The organism is Streptomyces sp. NPDC059788 (assembly GCF_042732265.1).
Taxonomy (GTDB): domain Bacteria; phylum Actinomycetota; class Actinomycetes; order Streptomycetales; family Streptomycetaceae; genus Streptomyces.
This window is the reverse complement of record NZ_JBHWHY010000091.1, coordinates 1-17,585: the sequence shown is the minus strand read 5'-3', so window position 1 is coordinate 17,585 and position 17,585 is coordinate 1. Positions and strand designations below refer to the sequence as shown.

General features: G+C 72.3%; 12 protein-coding genes. 4 read left to right on the top strand and 8 right to left on the bottom strand.

The features are described from left to right. Window positions 1–122 precede the first annotated feature (122 nt). The 6 genes from ACFV57_RS41790 to ACFV57_RS41765 all read right to left on the bottom strand — a co-directional run bounded on the left by ACFV57_RS41790 (window position 123) and on the right by ACFV57_RS41765 (window position 9,269). Window positions 123–1,421, bottom strand: coding sequence for a benzoate/H(+) symporter BenE family transporter (locus ACFV57_RS41790; RefSeq protein WP_385244248.1), 1,299 nt, complete (start codon window positions 1,419–1,421; stop codon window positions 123–125). After that, window positions 1,418–2,641 carry a trans-sulfuration enzyme family protein gene (locus ACFV57_RS41785; RefSeq protein ID WP_385244245.1) on the bottom strand — a complete coding sequence of 408 codons (1,224 nt, stop codon included), beginning with the start codon at window positions 2,639–2,641 and terminating at the stop codon, window positions 1,418–1,420. Before ACFV57_RS41785 ends, ACFV57_RS41790 begins: the two co-directional genes overlap by 4 nt. Further along, window positions 2,641–4,563 (bottom strand): FAD/NAD(P)-binding protein, encoded by a 1,923-nt coding sequence (locus ACFV57_RS41780; RefSeq protein ID WP_385244242.1) that lies wholly within the window; start codon window positions 4,561–4,563, stop codon window positions 2,641–2,643. Before ACFV57_RS41780 ends, ACFV57_RS41785 begins: the two co-directional genes overlap by 1 nt. Continuing rightward, a complete protein-coding gene (gene sbnB, locus ACFV57_RS41775) occupies window positions 4,557–5,558 on the bottom strand; it encodes a 2,3-diaminopropionate biosynthesis protein SbnB (RefSeq protein WP_385244239.1) in 1,002 nt (333 codons plus the stop codon). Before sbnB ends, ACFV57_RS41780 begins: the two co-directional genes overlap by 7 nt. A gap of 16 nt (window positions 5,559–5,574) precedes the next feature. Beyond that, window positions 5,575–6,555, bottom strand: coding sequence for a 2,3-diaminopropionate biosynthesis protein SbnA (gene sbnA / locus ACFV57_RS41770; protein WP_385244236.1), 981 nt, complete (start codon window positions 6,553–6,555; stop codon window positions 5,575–5,577). Between the two features lie 452 nt (window positions 6,556–7,007). Beyond that, entirely contained in the window at window positions 7,008–9,269 is a 2,262-nt protein-coding gene (locus ACFV57_RS41765) for an ATP-binding protein (protein WP_385244233.1), read from the bottom strand. Window positions 9,270–9,498: 229 nt separating this feature from the next. Here ACFV57_RS41765 and ACFV57_RS41760 point away from each other — a divergent pair, with 229 nt between their 5' ends. After that, window positions 9,499–10,419, top strand: a complete 921-nt coding sequence (locus tag ACFV57_RS41760) for an aminoglycoside phosphotransferase family protein (protein ID WP_385244230.1) — start codon at window positions 9,499–9,501, stop codon at window positions 10,417–10,419. Between the two features lie 20 nt (window positions 10,420–10,439). On the opposite strand, the gene ACFV57_RS41755 is transcribed toward ACFV57_RS41760, so the two are convergent. Both ACFV57_RS41755 and ACFV57_RS41750 read right to left on the bottom strand, forming a co-directional pair. Further along, entirely contained in the window at window positions 10,440–11,036 is a 597-nt protein-coding gene (locus ACFV57_RS41755; protein WP_385244227.1) for an EF-Tu/IF-2/RF-3 family GTPase, read from the bottom strand. A gap of 256 nt (window positions 11,037–11,292) precedes the next feature. After that, a complete protein-coding gene (locus ACFV57_RS41750; RefSeq protein WP_385244224.1) occupies window positions 11,293–11,673 on the bottom strand; it encodes a VOC family protein in 381 nt (126 codons plus the stop codon). Between the two features lie 207 nt (window positions 11,674–11,880). On the opposite strand from ACFV57_RS41750, the gene ACFV57_RS41745 reads away from it, so the two are divergent. The 3 genes from ACFV57_RS41745 (at window position 11,881) to car (ending at window position 17,585) form a co-directional block, all read left to right on the top strand. Next, window positions 11,881–12,627: a FadR/GntR family transcriptional regulator gene (locus tag ACFV57_RS41745; RefSeq protein ID WP_385244222.1), complete on the top strand. Its 747-nt coding sequence runs from the start codon at window positions 11,881–11,883 to the stop codon at window positions 12,625–12,627. After that, entirely contained in the window at window positions 12,624–13,883 is a 1,260-nt protein-coding gene (locus ACFV57_RS41740; RefSeq protein WP_385244219.1) for a CynX/NimT family MFS transporter, read from the top strand. The genes ACFV57_RS41745 and ACFV57_RS41740 overlap by 4 nt, the downstream gene beginning before the upstream one ends. A gap of 144 nt (window positions 13,884–14,027) precedes the next feature. Then, entirely contained in the window at window positions 14,028–17,585 is a 3,558-nt protein-coding gene (car, locus tag ACFV57_RS41735) for a carboxylic acid reductase (RefSeq protein ID WP_385244216.1), read from the top strand.

Here is a 17,585-nt window from a genome sequence, read left to right as displayed (position 1 = left end):
TAAGCCCTGGGCCCCTTGATCCTACCCCGGCCCCCTCACGCCCACCCCGCCCCCCCGCCCGCGCGCGGCACGGCCGCGGGCGGGGCGGGGGCCGCCCTACCGGCCCCCGAACCGCCGCGGAATCAGGCCGCTGCCGCCCGCCCGGTGCGCAGGCGCGTCAGGACGAGGTGCGCCGTGACGCCGAACACCAGGCCCCAGAAGGCCGATCCGATGCCCGCGATGGTCACCCCGGACGCGGTGGCGAGGAACGTGATCAGGGCCGCCTCGCGGTCCTTCTCCTCCTTGACCGCGCCGGTCAGACCGCCGGCCAGCGCGCCGAAGAGCGCGACACCGGCCACGGCGGCGACCAGCTCCTTGGGCAGCCCGGCGAACAGCACGACGAGCGTCGAGCCGAAGGCGCCGATCAGCAGGTAGAAGAAGCCGCAGGAGACGCCGGCCACGTACCGGCGGCGCGGGTCGCGGTGCGCCTCGGGGCCGGTGCAGATCGCCGCGGTGATCGCGGCGAGGTTGATCGCATGTGACCCGAACGGCGCCAGGGCCGTGGAGACCAGCCCGGTCGAGCCGATGAGCAGCCGGTCCTCGGGCTCGTAGCCGGACGCGCTGAGCACGGCCATGCCGGGCGCGTTCTGCGAGGCCAGGGTGGCCAGGATCAGCGGTACGGCGATCCCGATGAGCGAACCGGCCGAGAACGCCGGGGCGGTGAACACCGGCTTGGCCAGCTCCACATGGTCGATGTGGATGTCCAGCCGCGAGGTGACCGCGCTGAACACCACCCCGGCCGCCAGCGCCAGCAGCACCGCGTACCGCGCGATCCACCGCTTGGCCAGCAGATACGCCACCAGGACCGCACCGGCGATCCACGGCGCGGTCTTCAGCGACGTGAACACCCCCGTGCCGAACGAGAACAGGATGCCCGCGAGCATCGCCGACACCACGGCCGTCGGAATCTGCCGCATCAGCCGGCCGAATACCCCGGTCAGCCCGACGAGCGTGATGACGGCGCCGGTCACGATGAACGCGCCGACGGCCTCCGCGTAGGAGTACGCGCCCAGGCTCGTGACGAGGAGCGCCGCACCCGGGGTCGAGAAGGCGGTGATGACCGGCATACGGGTGCGCAGGCTGAGCGCGATGCAGGTGATGCCGCTGCCGATGGATATCGCCCACACCCAGGAGCTGGTCTGGGCGCGGTCCAGATGCCCCGCGCCCGCGGCCGCCAGCACGATGACCAGCGGGCCGGAGTACGACACGACGACGGCCACCAGGCCGGCCAGCACGGCCGACAGCGAGGCGTCGCGGAACAGCCCCGGCCGTGCCCCGGGCGGGCCGTCCGGTGGTGAGCCCTCCGTGGGGGGACCGGCCGGCGGCTCCGCCGGGGCAGTGGTGCCGGTCGGCGGGATGTTGCTCGTGATGTCCGAACTCAACGGTCTTCCTTTGCGGCGCGTTCCAGAGCCTGTTCCAGGTCGGCCACGAGATCGGCCGGGTCTTCGAGGCCGATGGACAGGCGGATCATGTCCTTCGGGGAGGTGCTGCCCGGCCCCTCGAAGGTGTAGCGGTGTTCGACCAGACTTTCCACCCCGCCCAGGGACGTCGCCCTGATGAAGAGTTCGCAGTACCGCGCCGTACGCAGGGACCGTTGCCAGTCCCCGGCGACGTGCAGGGACAGCATCCCGCTGAAGCCCCCGGCCATCTGCCGGGCCGCGGCCTCGTGGCCGGGATCGGCCGGCAGCCCCGGATACGCGACCCGGCCGATGTGCGGATGATCGGCGAAGTGTTCGGCCAGCGCCTGCGCCGTGGCCGATATCTGACGCATCCGCGGGAAGAGCGTACGGATGCCGCGCATCAGCAGATACGTCTCCAGCGGACCGAGGATCGGGCCGGTGAGCCGGCGGTGCAGCCGCAGCCGCTCCCACAGGGCCTCCCGCGCCTCGGCCGTCGCGCCGTCCTCCCCTTCCGGCCGGGGCGCGGCGACGAGGAAGCCGGCCACCACGTCCGTGTGACCGTTGAGGTATTTGGTGCCCGAGTGCATGATCAGGTCGGCGCCGAGCGTGAACGGCCGGGTGTGCACCGGCGTCGGCACGGTGTTGTCCACGGCAAACAGCGCCCCCGCCCGATGCGCGATGTCGGCGCAGGCCGCCAGGTCCGTCACCAGCCAGGTCGGGTTCGCGGGGGACTCCGCCCACAGCAGCGCGGTCGGCGCCGCCGCCACCGCCGCGGCCACCGCGTCGAGATCGTCCATCGGCACCCGTACGACGTCCAGGCCGCGCGGACCCCCGAACTCGGCGAGCCACTTGGTGAGCCCGAAGTACATGGTCCGCGGCACCACGACCCGCGCCCCGGCGGGCAGCACCTGGAACACCGCGGTCGCGGCGGCCATCCCGGACGAGAACACCAGCGCGTCCCGGCCGCCTTCGAGGCCCGCCAGCACCTGCTCGACCTGCTCATAACCCGGCGTGCCCTGGTCTCGGAGGTACGCCAGCCCGGCGGGCGAGCGGTACTGCCCGTCGCGCGCGAACGTCGCCCCCAGTTCGACGGGCGGCGGTATCGACCCGGTGGCCGGCGAGCGCCAGCCGTCGCCCTGGGCGGCCCGAGTCGCCGGGCGGTACTCCTGCCGCCAGGGAGTGAAGGTGTCACGGACGTTCATCAGGGCCTCGCAGTCAGAGGGTCGAGAGCGGTACGCAGGGCGAGTTCGGCGTCCATCAGCGCGCGCGAGGGCGCGCCGGGGGACGGGACGTAGTGGTTGTAGTAGCTGGAGCCCTCGGTGTGCGGACCGAGGAAGTACAGCCGGGACTGCACCGTCCCCGACGGGTCGATGCCGCGGCCGTCCCGGGTGACGTGCAGGCCCGTGGCGCTGCCGCCGTGCCGGGCGAGGGTGGCCACCCGCCCGGCCGCGACGAGCGTGCCCAGCAGCGAGCCGGGCAACTGGTCGGCGGGCGGCTCGGCGACGTGCGCCGCCACCACGTGGTCGGCCTCGACGGTCTCGGGCCGCTCCAGACAGGTGGACTCCAGCCGCCACGAAGCGGCGTTGCCGGACGGCGCGAGGACCTTGGGCCGCGGGCCCGGCCCCAGCCGCAGCACCCCCGCGTCGAGCAGCGAGAGCAGCTCGGCGGAGCGGTCCAGCTGCGGCCCGATCACCAGCCGGTTGACGGTGGAGGTGAACGGGCCGAAAAAACGGTCCAGCGAGGCGTCGTCCAGACCCGGCGCGTCCACGGCCGCCCGCAGGACGTCCCGGTGGTCCCGCAGCACCTCCAGGGCCTCCTTGCGGGGGCTGCGGCCGAGCCCCGTACGCGCGTCGTCGAGATCCTCCGCGACCCGGCCCGCGAACCACCGCGCGTACTCCCGCGGGCCCGCCCACTGACGCTCTCCCTCCGGGGCGTCGAGCACTCCCCGCAGCGGATACGGACCGTGGCGCCCGCGGGACTCGGCGAGCAGCGACCGCCAGCCGACGTGCTCGGCGCGGCGCGCGAACTCCGCGCCCGCCACCGCGAAGTCGCCCACCTGGTTACCCAGCACCGCACGGTAGTAGGCCAGCTCCATCTCGGCTTCCACGAGCGGCAGCACGTCGTCGGCGAAGTGCAGCCGGCCACCGGGGCGGGCGGCGCGCCGCGCGTCGAGTTCCGCCACGGTCAGCGCGAGCGGTACGAACCGCAGCCGGCCCGGGTTCAGATGCGGGCGGCTGCAGGACGGCAGGCCGGTACGGCTCGACAGGACGATGAGCGGTTCACGGCCGCTGGGCACGTACCGGAGCCGCCCGCCGCGTCCCCGGCACCCGTCGTCCCCCGCCGCGTGCGCCGCACCGGGCCCGTCGCCGTCCGCCTTCTCGTGCCGGCCGCCGCGCCCCAGCGTCAGCGAGGCGACGACGTCCATCGCGGTCAGGCCCATCCCCAGGACGGCGACCCGCTTACCGGGCGCGATGCCGTCGAGCACACCGGGCAGCGGGTACGGGCGGGACACCAGCCGCGGCTCCGCCATCGCCCGCTCCGGGCGGTACAGGGAATGGTGCCCCACGGTGACGAAGACCGCGTCGGCTTCGAGGACCGTACCGTCCGCGAGGTGGACCGCCTCGCGCTCCGCCGCGCCCGGCCGGATGTCGAGAGCCGGGGACCGGTGCCGCACCAGCCGCATCCCGTCGGGCGCCGCGGCACGGATGCGGCCGGTGGCCCAGGTCAGATACTCGTGCAGCAGCCGCCGGGGCAGATAGTCGTTCGGCTCGATCTCCCGGCCCCGGCCCGCCCGTACGGTGTAGCCGTCGGCCGCGACGCGCAGGTCCCGGGAGCGGCACCACTCGTAGAGACAGGGGCCCGCCGGCCCGGTCGGGCCGTCCACCATCCGCGGGTCGGCGAACGCGGTGACCTGCGCGCACACCGTGTTCAGCAGCAGGTGGTCGGGCTGGTCGGCGAGGTGGAAACCCGGGCCGGCCGGCCGCGGGTCGACGAGGTGGACGGTGACCGGGAAGGGCCGCGCCGCGCAGTGGCCGACGAGGCGCTCCAGGACGCCCAGGCCGCGCGGGCCGACGCCGATGACCGCGAGGACGGGCGGGCGTTCCGTGTGCTCCTGGGTCACCACCGGCGCGTCTCCCCGAAGAAGTCGGGCACGCTGACGGCCGTTCCCTCGGCGCGCGCCTGCTGGAGGGCGAACGCGCCCACGGCCAGGTCGAGGACGCCGAGGCCGAACGGTGAGAAGATCACCGGCCGGTCCGTTGCGGGCGTCACCTCCCCGTTGAGCACCCCGGCCAGCGTCCCGGCCACGAAGTCACGGTTGCCGGTGAGCTGTTCGGCCAGGTGGGGCGAGGTGTCGGCCTTCATGCAGTGCTCGACGTCGTCGAGGACGTTCTGCGCGCCCAGGACCACTTCGGGGGCGAGGTCGCGCAGCGAGATGTTGAGTACCACCTGCCCGGCGTCGAACTGCCGGTGGACGTACGGCGCCAGTGCGGTCGTCGCGAACACCACCGTCTCCGCCTCCAGCGCCGTACCGAGGTCGCCGGTGACGGCCGCGGGGCGCCGCTGGGTTTCCCGGATGTGCCGGGCGAGCGCCTGCGCCGACGGTTCGTGCAGGTCGTGGACGAGGTAGCCGTCCGGCGCGCAGCCCGCCGCGTGCAGGTAGTCGCAGATGTTGCGGGCGATGACGCCGCCGCCCACCACCGCGATACGGCTTCCCCCGTAACCGGCCGGGCGCAGCGCGGTCGCCGCCACCGCGGCGGAGGCCGCCGTCCTCGCGGCGCTGATGTTCGCCGCCTCCAGACACGCGATCGGGTAGCCCGTCTCGTAGTCGTTGAGGACGAGGACGGCCGAGGCACGGGGTATTCCGTTCCCGGTGTTGCGCGGAAAGCTGGATATCCACTTGATGCCGGCCAGTTGGACATTGCCGCCCAGGTAAGCGGGCAGCGCGATGATCCGGGAGTCCGGCTTCTCGGGAAAGCGCAGGAAATAGCTGTCCGGGTTGACCGTCTCACCGGCCGCGTGACTGCGGTAGGTCCGGGCGACGATGTCCAGGACATCGCCGCGCCGGCTCCGCAGGATCTTCAGTACGGAGTCGCCGGGCACCACGTCGAAAGTGAACATGCCGGATGTCCTTTCCTCAGGCACGCGCCTGGTCCAATTCCGTTTCCGGGCCGAGGAGGTGCGGCCAGCGTTCGGCCACCCATACGTCGTCGTAGATCGTGTCCAGATACCGTTCCCCGAAGTCGGGGGAGAGCGCCGCCACGACACTGCCCTCCGGAATATCCTTCGCCGCGTTCTGTACGGCGGCCAGCACGGTTCCGGTGGAACCACCGAGCAGCAGACCGCGTTCCTCGGCGAGGACCCGGCACATTTCCACCGCTTCGGCCCCCGGTACGAGCACGATCTCGTCGAGATGTTTTTCGTCCAGGATTTCCGGGCGGCGGCTCGTGCCCAGCCCCGGAATGTGCCGGCGGGCCGGCGGGCCGCCGAAGGTGACGGACCCGAGCGTGTCGACGGCGACGACGCGCGTCGCCGGACTGTGTGCCCGCAGGAACTCGGCACAGCCCATCAGCGTCCCGGTCGTCCCGGCGCCGATGAACGCGTAGTCGAGGTGGCCCAGCGCCCCGACCAGGGCGCGGCCGGTGCGCTCCCGGTGCGCCCGCGGCCCGGCCGGATTCGCGTACTGGTTCAGCCAGTAGGCGTGCGGCTCGCGGCGCAGACGCGCGCGGATGTAGTTGATACGGGACTGCAGATAGCCGCCGTTGCCGTCGCGTACGTCGATCACCACCACCTCGGCACCGAGCGCCTCCATGAGGCGTACGGACCGGGAGTTGGCGTTGGGATCGGTCACGCATGTCAGTGCGTACCCTTTGGCCGCGCACACCATGGCGAGGGCCACTCCGAGATTTCCGGAAGTGGACTCGATGAGCCGGGTGGCGGGAAAGGGGCGGCCGGTGTTCTCGGCGTCGGCGACGAGCGCGACAGCCGTCTTGAGTTTCACCGAACCCGCTGGATTGAGGCCTTCGAGTTTCAGGAAGACGGAGCTTCCCGGTACCAGTTGGTCCACCCGGATGAAGAGATCATCCGGGATCAGGTCGTACACTTCTTCTGCTATCACTGGAATCCAAGGTGATGGAAAGTGGGCATACGCGGCGGCCGGACGTATCCGGTGCGCAGCGTAGGCAGAGTCGAGTCACACGCCGTGATCAAGGCACGCAGAAGAGATGAAAGGTCCCCCGTTCGTTCCCCCGTGGGCCGCCTCGTTGTCCCCCGTAGAACCAGGCGGCGATGCCTGGACGAAAACATACCCGCTGGAGCAAGATCCTTCCAGCGTTGACGGTGTGTGAGAGCTGGACTCGGGTGAAGTCCCGGGGCGGAATTATGCGTTCAGCCGGGGGAGGAGAGGCTCCGCTTCCCGGGCCGTGATATGCGGAAGATGCCGTCATGCGCAGGCGGTCGCGGGGTTTTCGCCGCCGCCGTGCACGGCGGACCGGTCACATCCGCGCGCTCGGTGCGAGATGACCTGACTCCGGCTGTTTTTTGCGCATTGTTGACGCTCCCGCCGCGGGCTCAACCGCTCCGGGGGCCGTCGGAAGGCCCCGGTGGATCAATTGGCTGGAGCGCCTCGCCCGGCTCTTCTTCCTGCACACGCTGCCGCTCGCGCAGCTCGGACAGCTGGAGTTGGAGGCGTTCGGCCTCGGCCGACCGGTGCTGGGTCCGGTACAGCTCCAGCGCCTGCTGCCACGCGTCACGGGCCTGGCCGTGCTGCCCCAGGGCGGCGTGCGCCTGGCCGAGACCGTCCAGGAGGAGGGCCTCGTGGTAGGTGTTGCCGATGTCGCGGAAGAGGATGAGGGCGCGCCGCCCGTGCTCCAGGACATCGCGGTGCCGGCCCGTGCACAGCCCCAGATAGGCGTGGACACTGAGCGACAGGGCCTCGCCGTTGCGGTTGTGGTGGCGGCGGTGCAGAACCAGGGCCTTTCCGCAATAGGCCAGAGCCTGGTCGTAGTGGCCCAACTGCACGGAATACCACGCCGTCTGGTTGAGTCCGCGGGCTTCCCACTCCTGGTCGCCGAGCGCCTGGAACAGGCCCAGGGACCGGGTGGCGTGGTCCAGCGCCGGCTGGGAGCCGCCCTGCTGCCCCCAGGCCCACGCCAGGACGCGGTGGGTGTGCGCCTGGCTCGGCAGGTCGGCGGTGCGTTCGGCCAGGGTGAGGGCCTGATGGAGATGTTCGAGGGACTCGGCGTGCCGGCCCACCAGGGCACAGGCTTCGGCGAGGAGGCGGTGTGCCGGTGCCTGGGTGGCCTCGTCGGCCAGCTGCCGGGTGGCGTCCAGCCCGGCACGTGCCACCGCGACCTGATCGGCCAGCAGCCCCCGGCGCCAGTGGTAGGTGTGCAGCGTGGGGGCCAGCTGCCACACCGGCGTGTACCACTGCCGCTCCACGGCCAGGCGTTGAGCGGCCATCAGGCACGGGTGCTCGGCGTCCAGCCACGCCAGCGCCCTGGCCTCGTCCGGCAGCGGATGGGGACGGCAGCCCGCCGCCGGCGGGTCCGGCGTCACCGACTCGCGGTGCGGATCGAGCACTTGATCAGCGGCGTAGGCCGTATGGAGATAGAAGTCCAGCAGCCGCCGCAACGCGTCGTCGCGGCTGCCCTCCGCCTGGTGCTGCCTCGCCTGCTCGGAGGCGTAGAGGCAGATCAGGTCGTGCAGCCGATAGCGCCCGGGCACCGGCTGGGCCACCAGGTGGGCGGTTTCCAGCTCCCGCAGCAGCGCGCGGGTCCGCGCCGCGGGCAGCCCGGCGAGGGAGGCCGCGGCGGGGAGGCTGATGTCCGGCCCCGGTGCCAGGCCCGCCAGCCCGAGCAGGACGGCCGCCTCCGGGGTCAGGGCGTGGTACGAGGACGAGAACGCCGCCCGCAGGTTCAGCGGGATCTCACCGGCATCCAGCTCGTCGAGCCGGGTCGCGTGATCGCGCAGTTCCTCGGCCAGCAGTTCCAGGGGGAAGCCGGGGTGGGCGGTGGCGCGGGCGGCCACGATGCTCAACGCCAGCGGCAGCCCGCCACAGCACTCCAGGAACGCGTCCACCGCCTCGGGCTCGGCGGCGACCCGCTCGCCGCCCAGGTGGTCGACCAGCAACTGGCGGGCCTCCGGCGCGGACAGCACGTCCAGGTCCAGCGAGCGGGCACCGTGGGTGGTGACCAGGCCGGCCAGATAGCGGCGGCTGGTCACCAGCACCGTACAGGCCGAGGTGCCCGGCAGCAGCGGGGCGATCTGCGTGGTGTCGCGGGCGTTGTCCAGCACGATCAGCATGCGCCGCCCGGCGACCAGGCTGCGGTAGAGCCCGGCCCGCGCGTCCGGGTCCGCCGGTACGTCGGCCGGGTCCACGCCGAGGGCGTTCAGGAAACCGCGCAGCGCCTGGGCGGCGGGCGTCGGCTCCCCGAGCGGCGTGAACCCCCGCAGGTCCACGAACAGCTGGCCGTCGGGGAACCGGTCGGCATGCTGATGTGCCCAGTGCAGGGCCAGCCAGGTCTTCCCGACCCCGCCGGCCCCGCCGATCGCCGAGATCATCACCATGGCCCCGGGCTCCGCCGCCCCGCCCAGGGCGGCCGTCAGCGAGGCCAGTTCCGCCGCCCGGCCGGCGAACCAGCGCGGCGCGGCCGGCAACTGGCGCGGCACCACCGCCGCCCGCTCCCGCCCGGCGTGGATGTGCACCCCGCCGTGCACCACCCCGGCCTGCACCACGTGTCCCTCGACGGGCGCCACCACCTCGTTGCGTACGCCCGTGTCCAGCGGCCCCCGGCCTCGGCCGTCCGCCCCCGTCTCGTCTTCCGTCGTCACCGTCTCCCACTCCCGCCACACCACTCGGGCTCGTCGAGTGTCCCGCCGGAGCGGAGCCGGTGAGGCGGACATTCCGGATCGCCACCCTCGCGAGTGAAGATCGGCGCGGGGGCCGCGCGGGTGGGGAGCGGCGCGGGGCGTGCAGGTGGGGTGCCGCGCCGGCGTAGCCCGGACCACCAGCGGGAAAACCGTTTGCGCTCGTCCGCGAGCGGCGGTCGGATGGCGTCCCATGAGCACCGGACCGATGCACCCAGGCCAGCACCCCGTCGACGCCGCCCTCGTGCGGCGGCTCGTCGCCGGACAGTTCCCGCGGTGGGCGGGGCTGGCGGTCGAGCGGTTCCCGTCCGGCGGCACGGTCAACGCCATGTACCGGCTGGGCGACAGCATGGTCGTACGGCTGCCGCTCGTCGGGGGCGGGGCCGGGGACGTGCTGTTGGAGCAGGAGTGGCTGCCCCGCCTCGCGCCCCTGCTGCCCGTCGCCGTTCCCGAGGTGCTGGGGGCCGGGGAGCCCGCCGCGGGCTTTCCGTGGCCGTGGTCGGTGCACCGGTGGCTGCCGGGCGAGCCCCCCGAGGAGGGCGCGCTGACCGACCCCGTACGGCTGGCCGAGGATCTGGCCGGGTTCGTCGCCGCGATGCGGGGCGTCACCGTGCCGGGGGCGCCGCGGGCCCACCGCGGCGGACCGGTCACCGCGCTCGACGCGGGGACCCGAGGGGCCATCGAGGAACTGCGCGGCATCCCGGAGGAGGGTGTCGACTGCGACGTGGTGACCGCTGTGTGGGAGGACGCCTTGCGGGCCCCGGGCTGGGACGGACCGCCGGTGTGGCTGCACGCCGACCTGATGCCGGGCAACCTGCTGGTGGACGGCGGCAGGCTGACCGCGGTGATCGACTTCGGATGTACGGGAGCGGGCGATCCGGCCTGCGACCTGTTCCCGGCGTGGAACCTGCTGCCGGCCGACGCCAGGAAGGTCTTCCGCGAAGCACTCGGCGAGGACGACGCGACCTGGCGCCGGGGCCGGGGGCGGACGCTCTCGCAGGCGCTGATCGCGCTGCCGTACTACCGGCGGACGAACCCGGCGATGGCGCGCAACGCACGGCACGTGATCCGGGCGATAACGGAGGAGGCGAGCCCAGGTGAGCCGGTCGCCTGACGGCGGCGCTCCCCGGCCGTTCAGCGCAGGAGCCGCGTCACGGTGCCGGTGCCGGCGGCACGGCCGTGCCGCCGGTACGCGAAGAAGTGCCCCGGCTCCAGGGCCACGGGCCGTTCCAGTACGGCCGTCAGCGTGCCCGTGTGCAGCGGATGCAGCACGTCGGTGCCGGGCGGCAGCGTCACGACGCCCGGTACCACGGCGCTGCGCAGGTGGAACTGGAGGCGCCGGCCGGTGCGTACTTCCGCACCGCCCTGCTCCTCCGACAGCAGGGTCACGTCCGCCGTGAAGCCGGTCCAGGCGTCGATCGAGTCCGGCGCCGCGAGCACCTGCCCCGCCTCGGCCGTTCCCGTGGCCGCGCCCCGCAGCAGCAGGCCCACGCGCGTATCCGCACCCGCCTCGTCGACGCGCCGCCCGCCCACCTCGATCTCCGCGACGACGGCACCGGCGTCACCACCGAGGCCGACGAACTCCACCTCGTCGCCCGCGCGTATCCGGCCGCGCTCGACCGCGCCCGTCACCAGGACCGCTCTGCCCTGCTCCCGGCCGAAAACATCGGTGACCGGCATCAAGAACGGCTGCTCCACGACATCGCCCCGCCGCTCTGCGGACGCGTCCACGCGCACTCGCACCCCCTGCTTCCTCCACGGCTGCCCGCAGCGGCCGGAGAGCCCGGCCACGTGAGCATTTGACCACGGGGACACTTGGCCGCCTCACCCTCACGTGCGAAGTGACAGCGGAGCCCGTCGAGGTGACGCACGAAGATGAAGGATTCCATGAAGGGGCAGGATTCAAGTGCCGTCATGTATCCGGTTCCGTTATCCCGAATGCGCCGTACGGGCCGGTGCCGAGGCGTGACCGCTGTGCAGGCGCGCGTCAGAGGGGGTTGAGGCGGGCCTTGAGCAGGCAGAACTCGTTGCCTTCGGGGTCGGTCAGGACGTGCCAGGGTTCCTGCCCTGTCTGGCCGATGTCGGCCGGGCGCGCACCGAGCTTCAGCAGGCGTTCGAGCTCGGCGTCCTGCTCGCGGTCGGTGGCGTTGACGTCGATGTGCAGCCGGGACTTCCCGCTCTCCGGCTCGTCCCGGGAACTGAGGATGATCGTCGGCTGCGGGCCGCCGAACCCTTCGCGCGGCCCGATCTCCAGCGTGCCGTCGTCCTCGCGGTCGAGTACGACGAAGTCCAGGACCTCGCACCAGAACCGCGCCAGCGCCTCGGGGTCGCGACAACCCAGCACGAGTTCACTGATCCGACATGCCATGACGCAACCTGCTCTCGGGCTGGGAACCGCCGGGAGGGCAACCCGCCGTCCACACGGGCTCCCGGCAGCGGACAATGCCGCGACCGTACCGGACGGGCCGAGGACGGGCGACTGATTTCGGGGAGCGCTGGGAGGGCTGGGTGAGGTACCTGAGGGCCGGGCTCATGTGATGTTCAAATGTCTGACGTTTGTATGTATGGTGTCTCCATGAAGCGCATCAGTACACCGCAACGGGCGGCAAGCCTGTCCGCGCAGCTCGTGGACAGCCTCCGCTCGCACATCGAGGCGGGCGGATGGCCGGTCGGAACGCGCATTCCGCCGGAGCAGGTCCTCATGGAGGAACTCGGGGTCGGACGCAGCACCCTGCGGGAGGCGATCGGCGCGCTCGTGCACCTGGGCCTGCTGGAAGCCCGGAAAGGGGACGGCACCTACGTCCGCGCGTCGAGCGAGCTCCAGTCGGTCATGGTGCGGCGAGCGAGTTCCGCCGAGCGGGACAACGTTCTCGAACTGCGTACCGTCCTGGAGGAGTACGCCTCGGGAGCCGCCGCCCTGCGCCGCAGCGAGGAGCAGTTGCAGCAGCTGAGAGAGCTGTTGGCGGACGCCGACGTGGCCTGTGCCGGTGCGGACATGTCCGCGGCCGGCGGCGTCGACGCGTTGTTCCACCGGGCCGTCGTCCGGGCGAGCGGAAACGACCTCCTGATCGAGGTGTACGACTACCTCGGTACGGCTCTGACCTCCTCCCTGGGTGGCCTGCCCTGGGACGCCGCCGGTGCCGAGGAACACGCCCGCCTGCACAGGCGGCTCGTCGACGCGATCGAGGCCCGGGACGAGAACGGAGCCCGCGCCGCCGCGGCCGCGATCGTCCAGCTCACCCGCGACCACGAAGCCGGGGCACCTCGCGAAACCGACGCACCTCGCGAAACCGACGCGCCTCCCGGGGCGGAGAGGCGGTGAGTCCGCAGGCGTCTCCGATATCCCGGCAGGGCTCCGCCTCCGGGACACCGACCGCCGACGGGACGCCGACCGCCGACCACACCCGGCCTGTCGTGTCGGTCGGGCTCGTCCTCGCGATCTGCCTCGTGGCGGCGAACCTGCGTACGACGCTCACCGGTGTCGGTACGCTACTGCCGGCGATCGAGCACGGCAGCGGCCTGACATCGAGCTGGGGCGGGCTGCTGAGCACCCTCCCCCTGCTGACGTTCGCCGCGACGTCGCCCCTGGTGGCCCGGGCGTCGCACCGGTTCGGCACCGCGCGCCTGCTGGTGGCGGCCCTCGGCGCGCTGGCCGTCGGCACCGTGGTCCGCTCGCTTCCCTCGGTGCTCTGCCTGTTCGCCGGGACCGTGATCCTTTCCGCCGCCATCGCGTTCGGCAATGTGCTGCTGCCCGCGCTGATCAGGCGGAGCGTGCCCGCACACCGCATCCAGGGCGTCAGCGCTCTCTACGTCACCGTCATGGGCGTCACGGCCGCGGTCTCCTCCGGGATCTCCGCGCCGCTGTCCCACGCCGTGCCGGGGTCCTGGCACACCGCTCTCGCCTGGGGTGTCGCCTTCACCGTCGCGGCGTTCCTCGTCTGGCTGCCCCGGATGCGGGGCGACCGGCCGCAGTCCTCCACCGGTACGGGCCGCAGTCCGGTCCCCTGGCGTTCGCGGCTGGCCTGGCAGGTCAGCATGTTCATGGGCCTGCAGTCCCTGGCCTTCTACACCGCCGTCGCGTGGCTGCCCAGCATTCTGATCCACCGTGGCACGTCCAGCACCACGGCCGGATGGATGCTCTTCTACTACCAGCTGATCTCCCTGGCGGCCAGCAGTCTCCTGCCCCTGCTCACCCGGGGCCGTCACGACCAACGATGGGTCGCCGCCGGGGCCTCGGCTCTTGTGGCCGGTGGCTTCGCCGTGCTGGTGTCCGCCCCCGCGCTGTCCGTACTGGCGTGCACCCTGCTCGGAATGGGCGGCGGCGCCTGCCTCGTCCTCGCGCTGACCTTCCAGAGCGAACGCGCCGGCGGCTCCGGCGAAGCTGCCGCGCTGGCAGGCATGGCGCAGTCCATCGGCTACCTCGTCGCGGCGTCCGGACCCCTCCTCCTCGGCATCCTGCACGACACCACGAGCAGCTGGACCCTTCCGCTCGTGGTCCTGATCGTCCTCAGCTGCGCCATGGCAGGTGCCGGATACGGCGCGGGACGAAACCGCCAAGTGCGCCATTCCACCCGTTGATCCGTTGCCTCGTTGCCTCGTTGCCTCGTTGCTCCGTTGCTCCGATGACCCGTTGTTCCGTCGCTCCTTGTTCCGTCGCTCCTTGCTCCGTTGCAGTGCAGACCCCCCGTGAACGGGCCTTCAAGGCCACAGAGGAGATCACCCATGTCCGCTTCGCAGCCCTCGCCCGACGAGTTCGGCGCACGTACCGCCCGGCGCGGCGCCCATTTGTACGCGACAGATCCGCAGTTCCGCGCCGCACTGCCCCTGGATGCCGTCAGCGAGGCGATCCGGCGGCCGGATCTGCCGCTCGCCGAACTCGTCGCCACGGTGATGGACGGGTACGCGGACCGCCCCGCCCTGGGCGAGCGTGCCACGGAGCCGGTCACCGACCCGGATACGGGACGCACCACGCTGCGCCTCCTGGAGCGGTTCGACACGATCACCTACGGCGAACTGTGGGAACGTGCCGGCGCGGTGGCCTCCGAGTGGCGGCACCACCCCGACCACGCCGTGGGCCCCGGTGACTTCGTCGCGGTTCTCGGTGCCACGAGCGCCGAGTACGCCGTGGTGGATCTGGCGTGCGTCCGCTCCGGTGCGGTGAGCGTTCCCCTCCAGGCCGGAGCCCCGGCGGGGCAACTGGCCCCCATCGTGGCGCAGACCGGACCGCGCCTGCTCGCGGTGGACGTGGCGCACCTTGAGGTCGCCCTCCAGATCGCGGCGGACGCCCCGTCGCTGGGCAGGATCGTCGTCTTCGGCCACCATCCCGAGAGCACCGCTCACCAGGAGGCGCTGGACTCCGCGCGCGGCCGGCTCGCGGCGCGGGGCGAAGGCGTCGCCCTGGACACGCAGGCGTCGGTCATCGAACGGGGGCGGACGCTGCCACCGGCGCCCCGCGTCCCCGAGGGATCGGCGGCCGGCACGCTCAGCGCGCTGATCTACACCTCGGGGAGTACGGGCACCCCCAAGGGCGCCATGTACACCGAGCGCCTGGTCAAGCAGTTCTGGGTGGACTTCGTCCCCGGCCGGGAGACACGGCCGTCCATCGTGCTCAACTACATGCCCATGAGCCACATGATGGGCCGGGGCGCGCTGTACGGCACGCTAGCCAGGGGCGGCACCGCCTGCTTCGTGGCGTCGGGCGACCTGTCGACCCTCTTCGAGGACCTCTCCCTGGTCCGCCCCACCGAGTTCATCATGGTGCCCCGGATCTGCGACATGCTCTTGCAGCGCTACCAGAGCGAGGTGACCCGCCGGAACGAGGCGGGGGAGGGAGGCGACACGGCCGGGCATGCGGACCGCGTGAAGGAGGAGCTGCGGGAGAACACCCTGGGCGGCCGCCTCCTGTGGGCCGTCACCGCGTCGGCTCCGCTGAGCGCGGAGACGGCGGCGTTCGTCGAGAGCTGTCTGCACGTCAGGATGCTCGACGGTTACGGGTCGACGGAAGCCGGAATCGTCTCCCTCGACGGCCGGGTGCTGCGCCCGCCGGTGACCGACCACAAACTTGCGGACGTGCCCGAGCTGGGTTACTTCGGCACCGACTCACCGCACCCCCGGGGCGAACTGCTGATCAAGTCCGACCGGCTCGTTCCCGGCTACTACCAGCGGCCGGACGCCACCGCCCAGGTCTTCGACGAGGACGGCTACTACCACACGGGCGACATCATGGCCCGTACCGGCCCCGACGAGCTGGTGTACGTCGACCGCCGTTCCAACGTCATCAAGCTGTCACAGGGCGAGTTCGTGGCCGCTTCCCGCCTGGAAGCCCTCTTCACCGGCAGCCCGGTCGTCCGGCAGGTCTTCGTGTACGGCAACAGCGCCCGCGCCTACCTGCTCGCGGTCCTCGTGCCCACACAGGACGCGCTCGACCGCGCCGGCGGGGACACCCGGCGCCTCCGGCCGGTCCTGCGCGAGTCCCTGCAGCGTCTGGCCACCGAGGCGGGCCTCAACCCGTACGAGATCCCACGGGACTTCCTCATCGAGACCGAGCCGTTCAGCCAGCGGAACGGGCTGCTCTCCGGAGTGCGCAAGCTGCTGCGTCCCGCGTTGACGAAGCGCTACGGCGAGCGGCTCGAAGAGCTGTACACCGAGCTGACCGAGCGCGGGGCCGACGAACTCCAGGCACTGCGCCAGGCCGGCCCGTCCCGGCCGGCACTGGAAACCGTGCTCCGGGCCGCCCGAGCGCTGCTCGGTCACCGGCAGGGCGACGTGGGGCCCGGCACGCGCTTCCACGAACTCGGCGGTGACAGCCTCTCCGCGCTGTCGTTCTCGCAGCTGCTGAGGGAGATCTTCCACGTCCACGTCCCTGTCGACGTCGTCATCAACCCGGTCAACACCCTTCAGCAGGTGGCCGATCACCTCGACAAGGCCCTCGCGTCGGGACACCGGCGCCCGACCGCCGACAGCGTCCACGGACCGGGCGCGACGCGGCTCGCGGCGAGCGACCTGACACTGGACGCGTTCCTCGACGCGGAGACCATGGCGAAGGCGGAAACCGTGGCCGAGACCGGCAGGACGGGCGGTCCGCTGCCCGAGGCCCGGACCGTCCTGCTGACCGGCGCCAACGGCTACCTGGGCCGCTTCCTGTGCCTCGAATGGCTGGAGCGCGTCGCCGAGCGCGGCGGCACGCTGGTGTGTGTGGTCCGCGGCAGCACCGGCGAGTCGGCGCGGGCACGGCTCGACGCGGCCTTCGACAGCGGCGACCCGGAACTCCTCCGGCACTACCACGACCTGGCCGCCGGGCACCTGGAGGTGGTCGCCGGCGACATCGGGGAGACCGGCCTCGGGCTCGACGAGGAGACCTGGCAGCGACTGGCGGACGCCGTGGACCTGATCGTCCACCCGGCGGCACTCGTCAACCATCTCCTGCCGTACGACCAGATGTTCGGCCCCAACGTGCTGGGCACCGCCGAGCTGATCAGGCTCGCGGTCACGTCCCGGATCAAGCGGTTCACCTACCTGTCGACGGTCGCCGTCACCTTCGGGGCCGAGGACGCGGCCGACGAGGCGGCGGACATCCGTACGGCCTGCGGGGTACGCGACCTGGACGGCGGTTACGCGAACGGGTACGCGGCCGGCAAGTGGGCGGGCGAGGTACTGCTGCGCGAGGCGCACGACACGTTCGGTGTGCCGGTCGCCGTGTTCCGCTCGAACCTGATCCTCGCGCACCGGCGCTACCGGGGCCAGCTGAACATCACGGACGTGTTCAGCCGCCTTCTGCTGAGCCTGCTGGCCACGGGAATCGCCCCCGGCAGCTTCTACGCCGAGGGCGCCGCCGGTGACGCAGACGGGCACTACGACGCGCTCCCCGTGGACTTCACGGCACGGGCCATCGCCTCGCTGGGCGACGACATACGGGAGGGGTACCGGACCTTCAACGTGGTGAACCCGCACGAGGACGGAATCTCACTCGACACGTTCGTCGGCTGGCTGGCGGCCGCCGGACACCCTCTGGCGCGCGTCCACGATTACGACGACTGGCTCGACCGCTTCGAGACCGCCATGCGCGCTCTGCCCGACCGGCAGAGGCAGCATTCGCTGCTGCCCCTGCTGCACGCCTTCGCGAGGCCGGAGGAGCCCCTGCCCGGTTCCGCACTGCCGGCGGACCGATTCCGCGCGGCAGTGCGGGCGGCCGCTCTCGACCAGGAGAACGACATCCCCCATCTGTCGCAGGACCTGATCACCAAGTACGTGGCGGACCTCCGGTCGCGGCATCTGCTGTGA

Bases quoted from the DNA above. Each gene is read 5' to 3' on its own strand.
- ACFV57_RS41750 (WP_385244224.1), bottom strand. From the start codon at position 11,673: ATGGCATGTCGGATCAGTGAACTCGTGCTGGGTTGTCGCGACCCCGAG.
- car (WP_385244216.1), top strand. From the start codon at position 14,028: ATGTCCGCTTCGCAGCCCTCGCCCGACGAGTTCGGCGCACGTACCGCC.
- ACFV57_RS41745 (WP_385244222.1), top strand. From the start codon at position 11,881: ATGAAGCGCATCAGTACACCGCAACGGGCGGCAAGCCTGTCCGCGCAG.
- ACFV57_RS41760 (WP_385244230.1), top strand. From the start codon at position 9,499: ATGAGCACCGGACCGATGCACCCAGGCCAGCACCCCGTCGACGCCGCC.
- sbnB (WP_385244239.1), bottom strand. From the start codon at position 5,558: ATGTTCACTTTCGACGTGGTGCCCGGCGACTCCGTACTGAAGATCCTG.
- ACFV57_RS41785 (WP_385244245.1), bottom strand. From the start codon at position 2,641: ATGAACGTCCGTGACACCTTCACTCCCTGGCGGCAGGAGTACCGCCCG.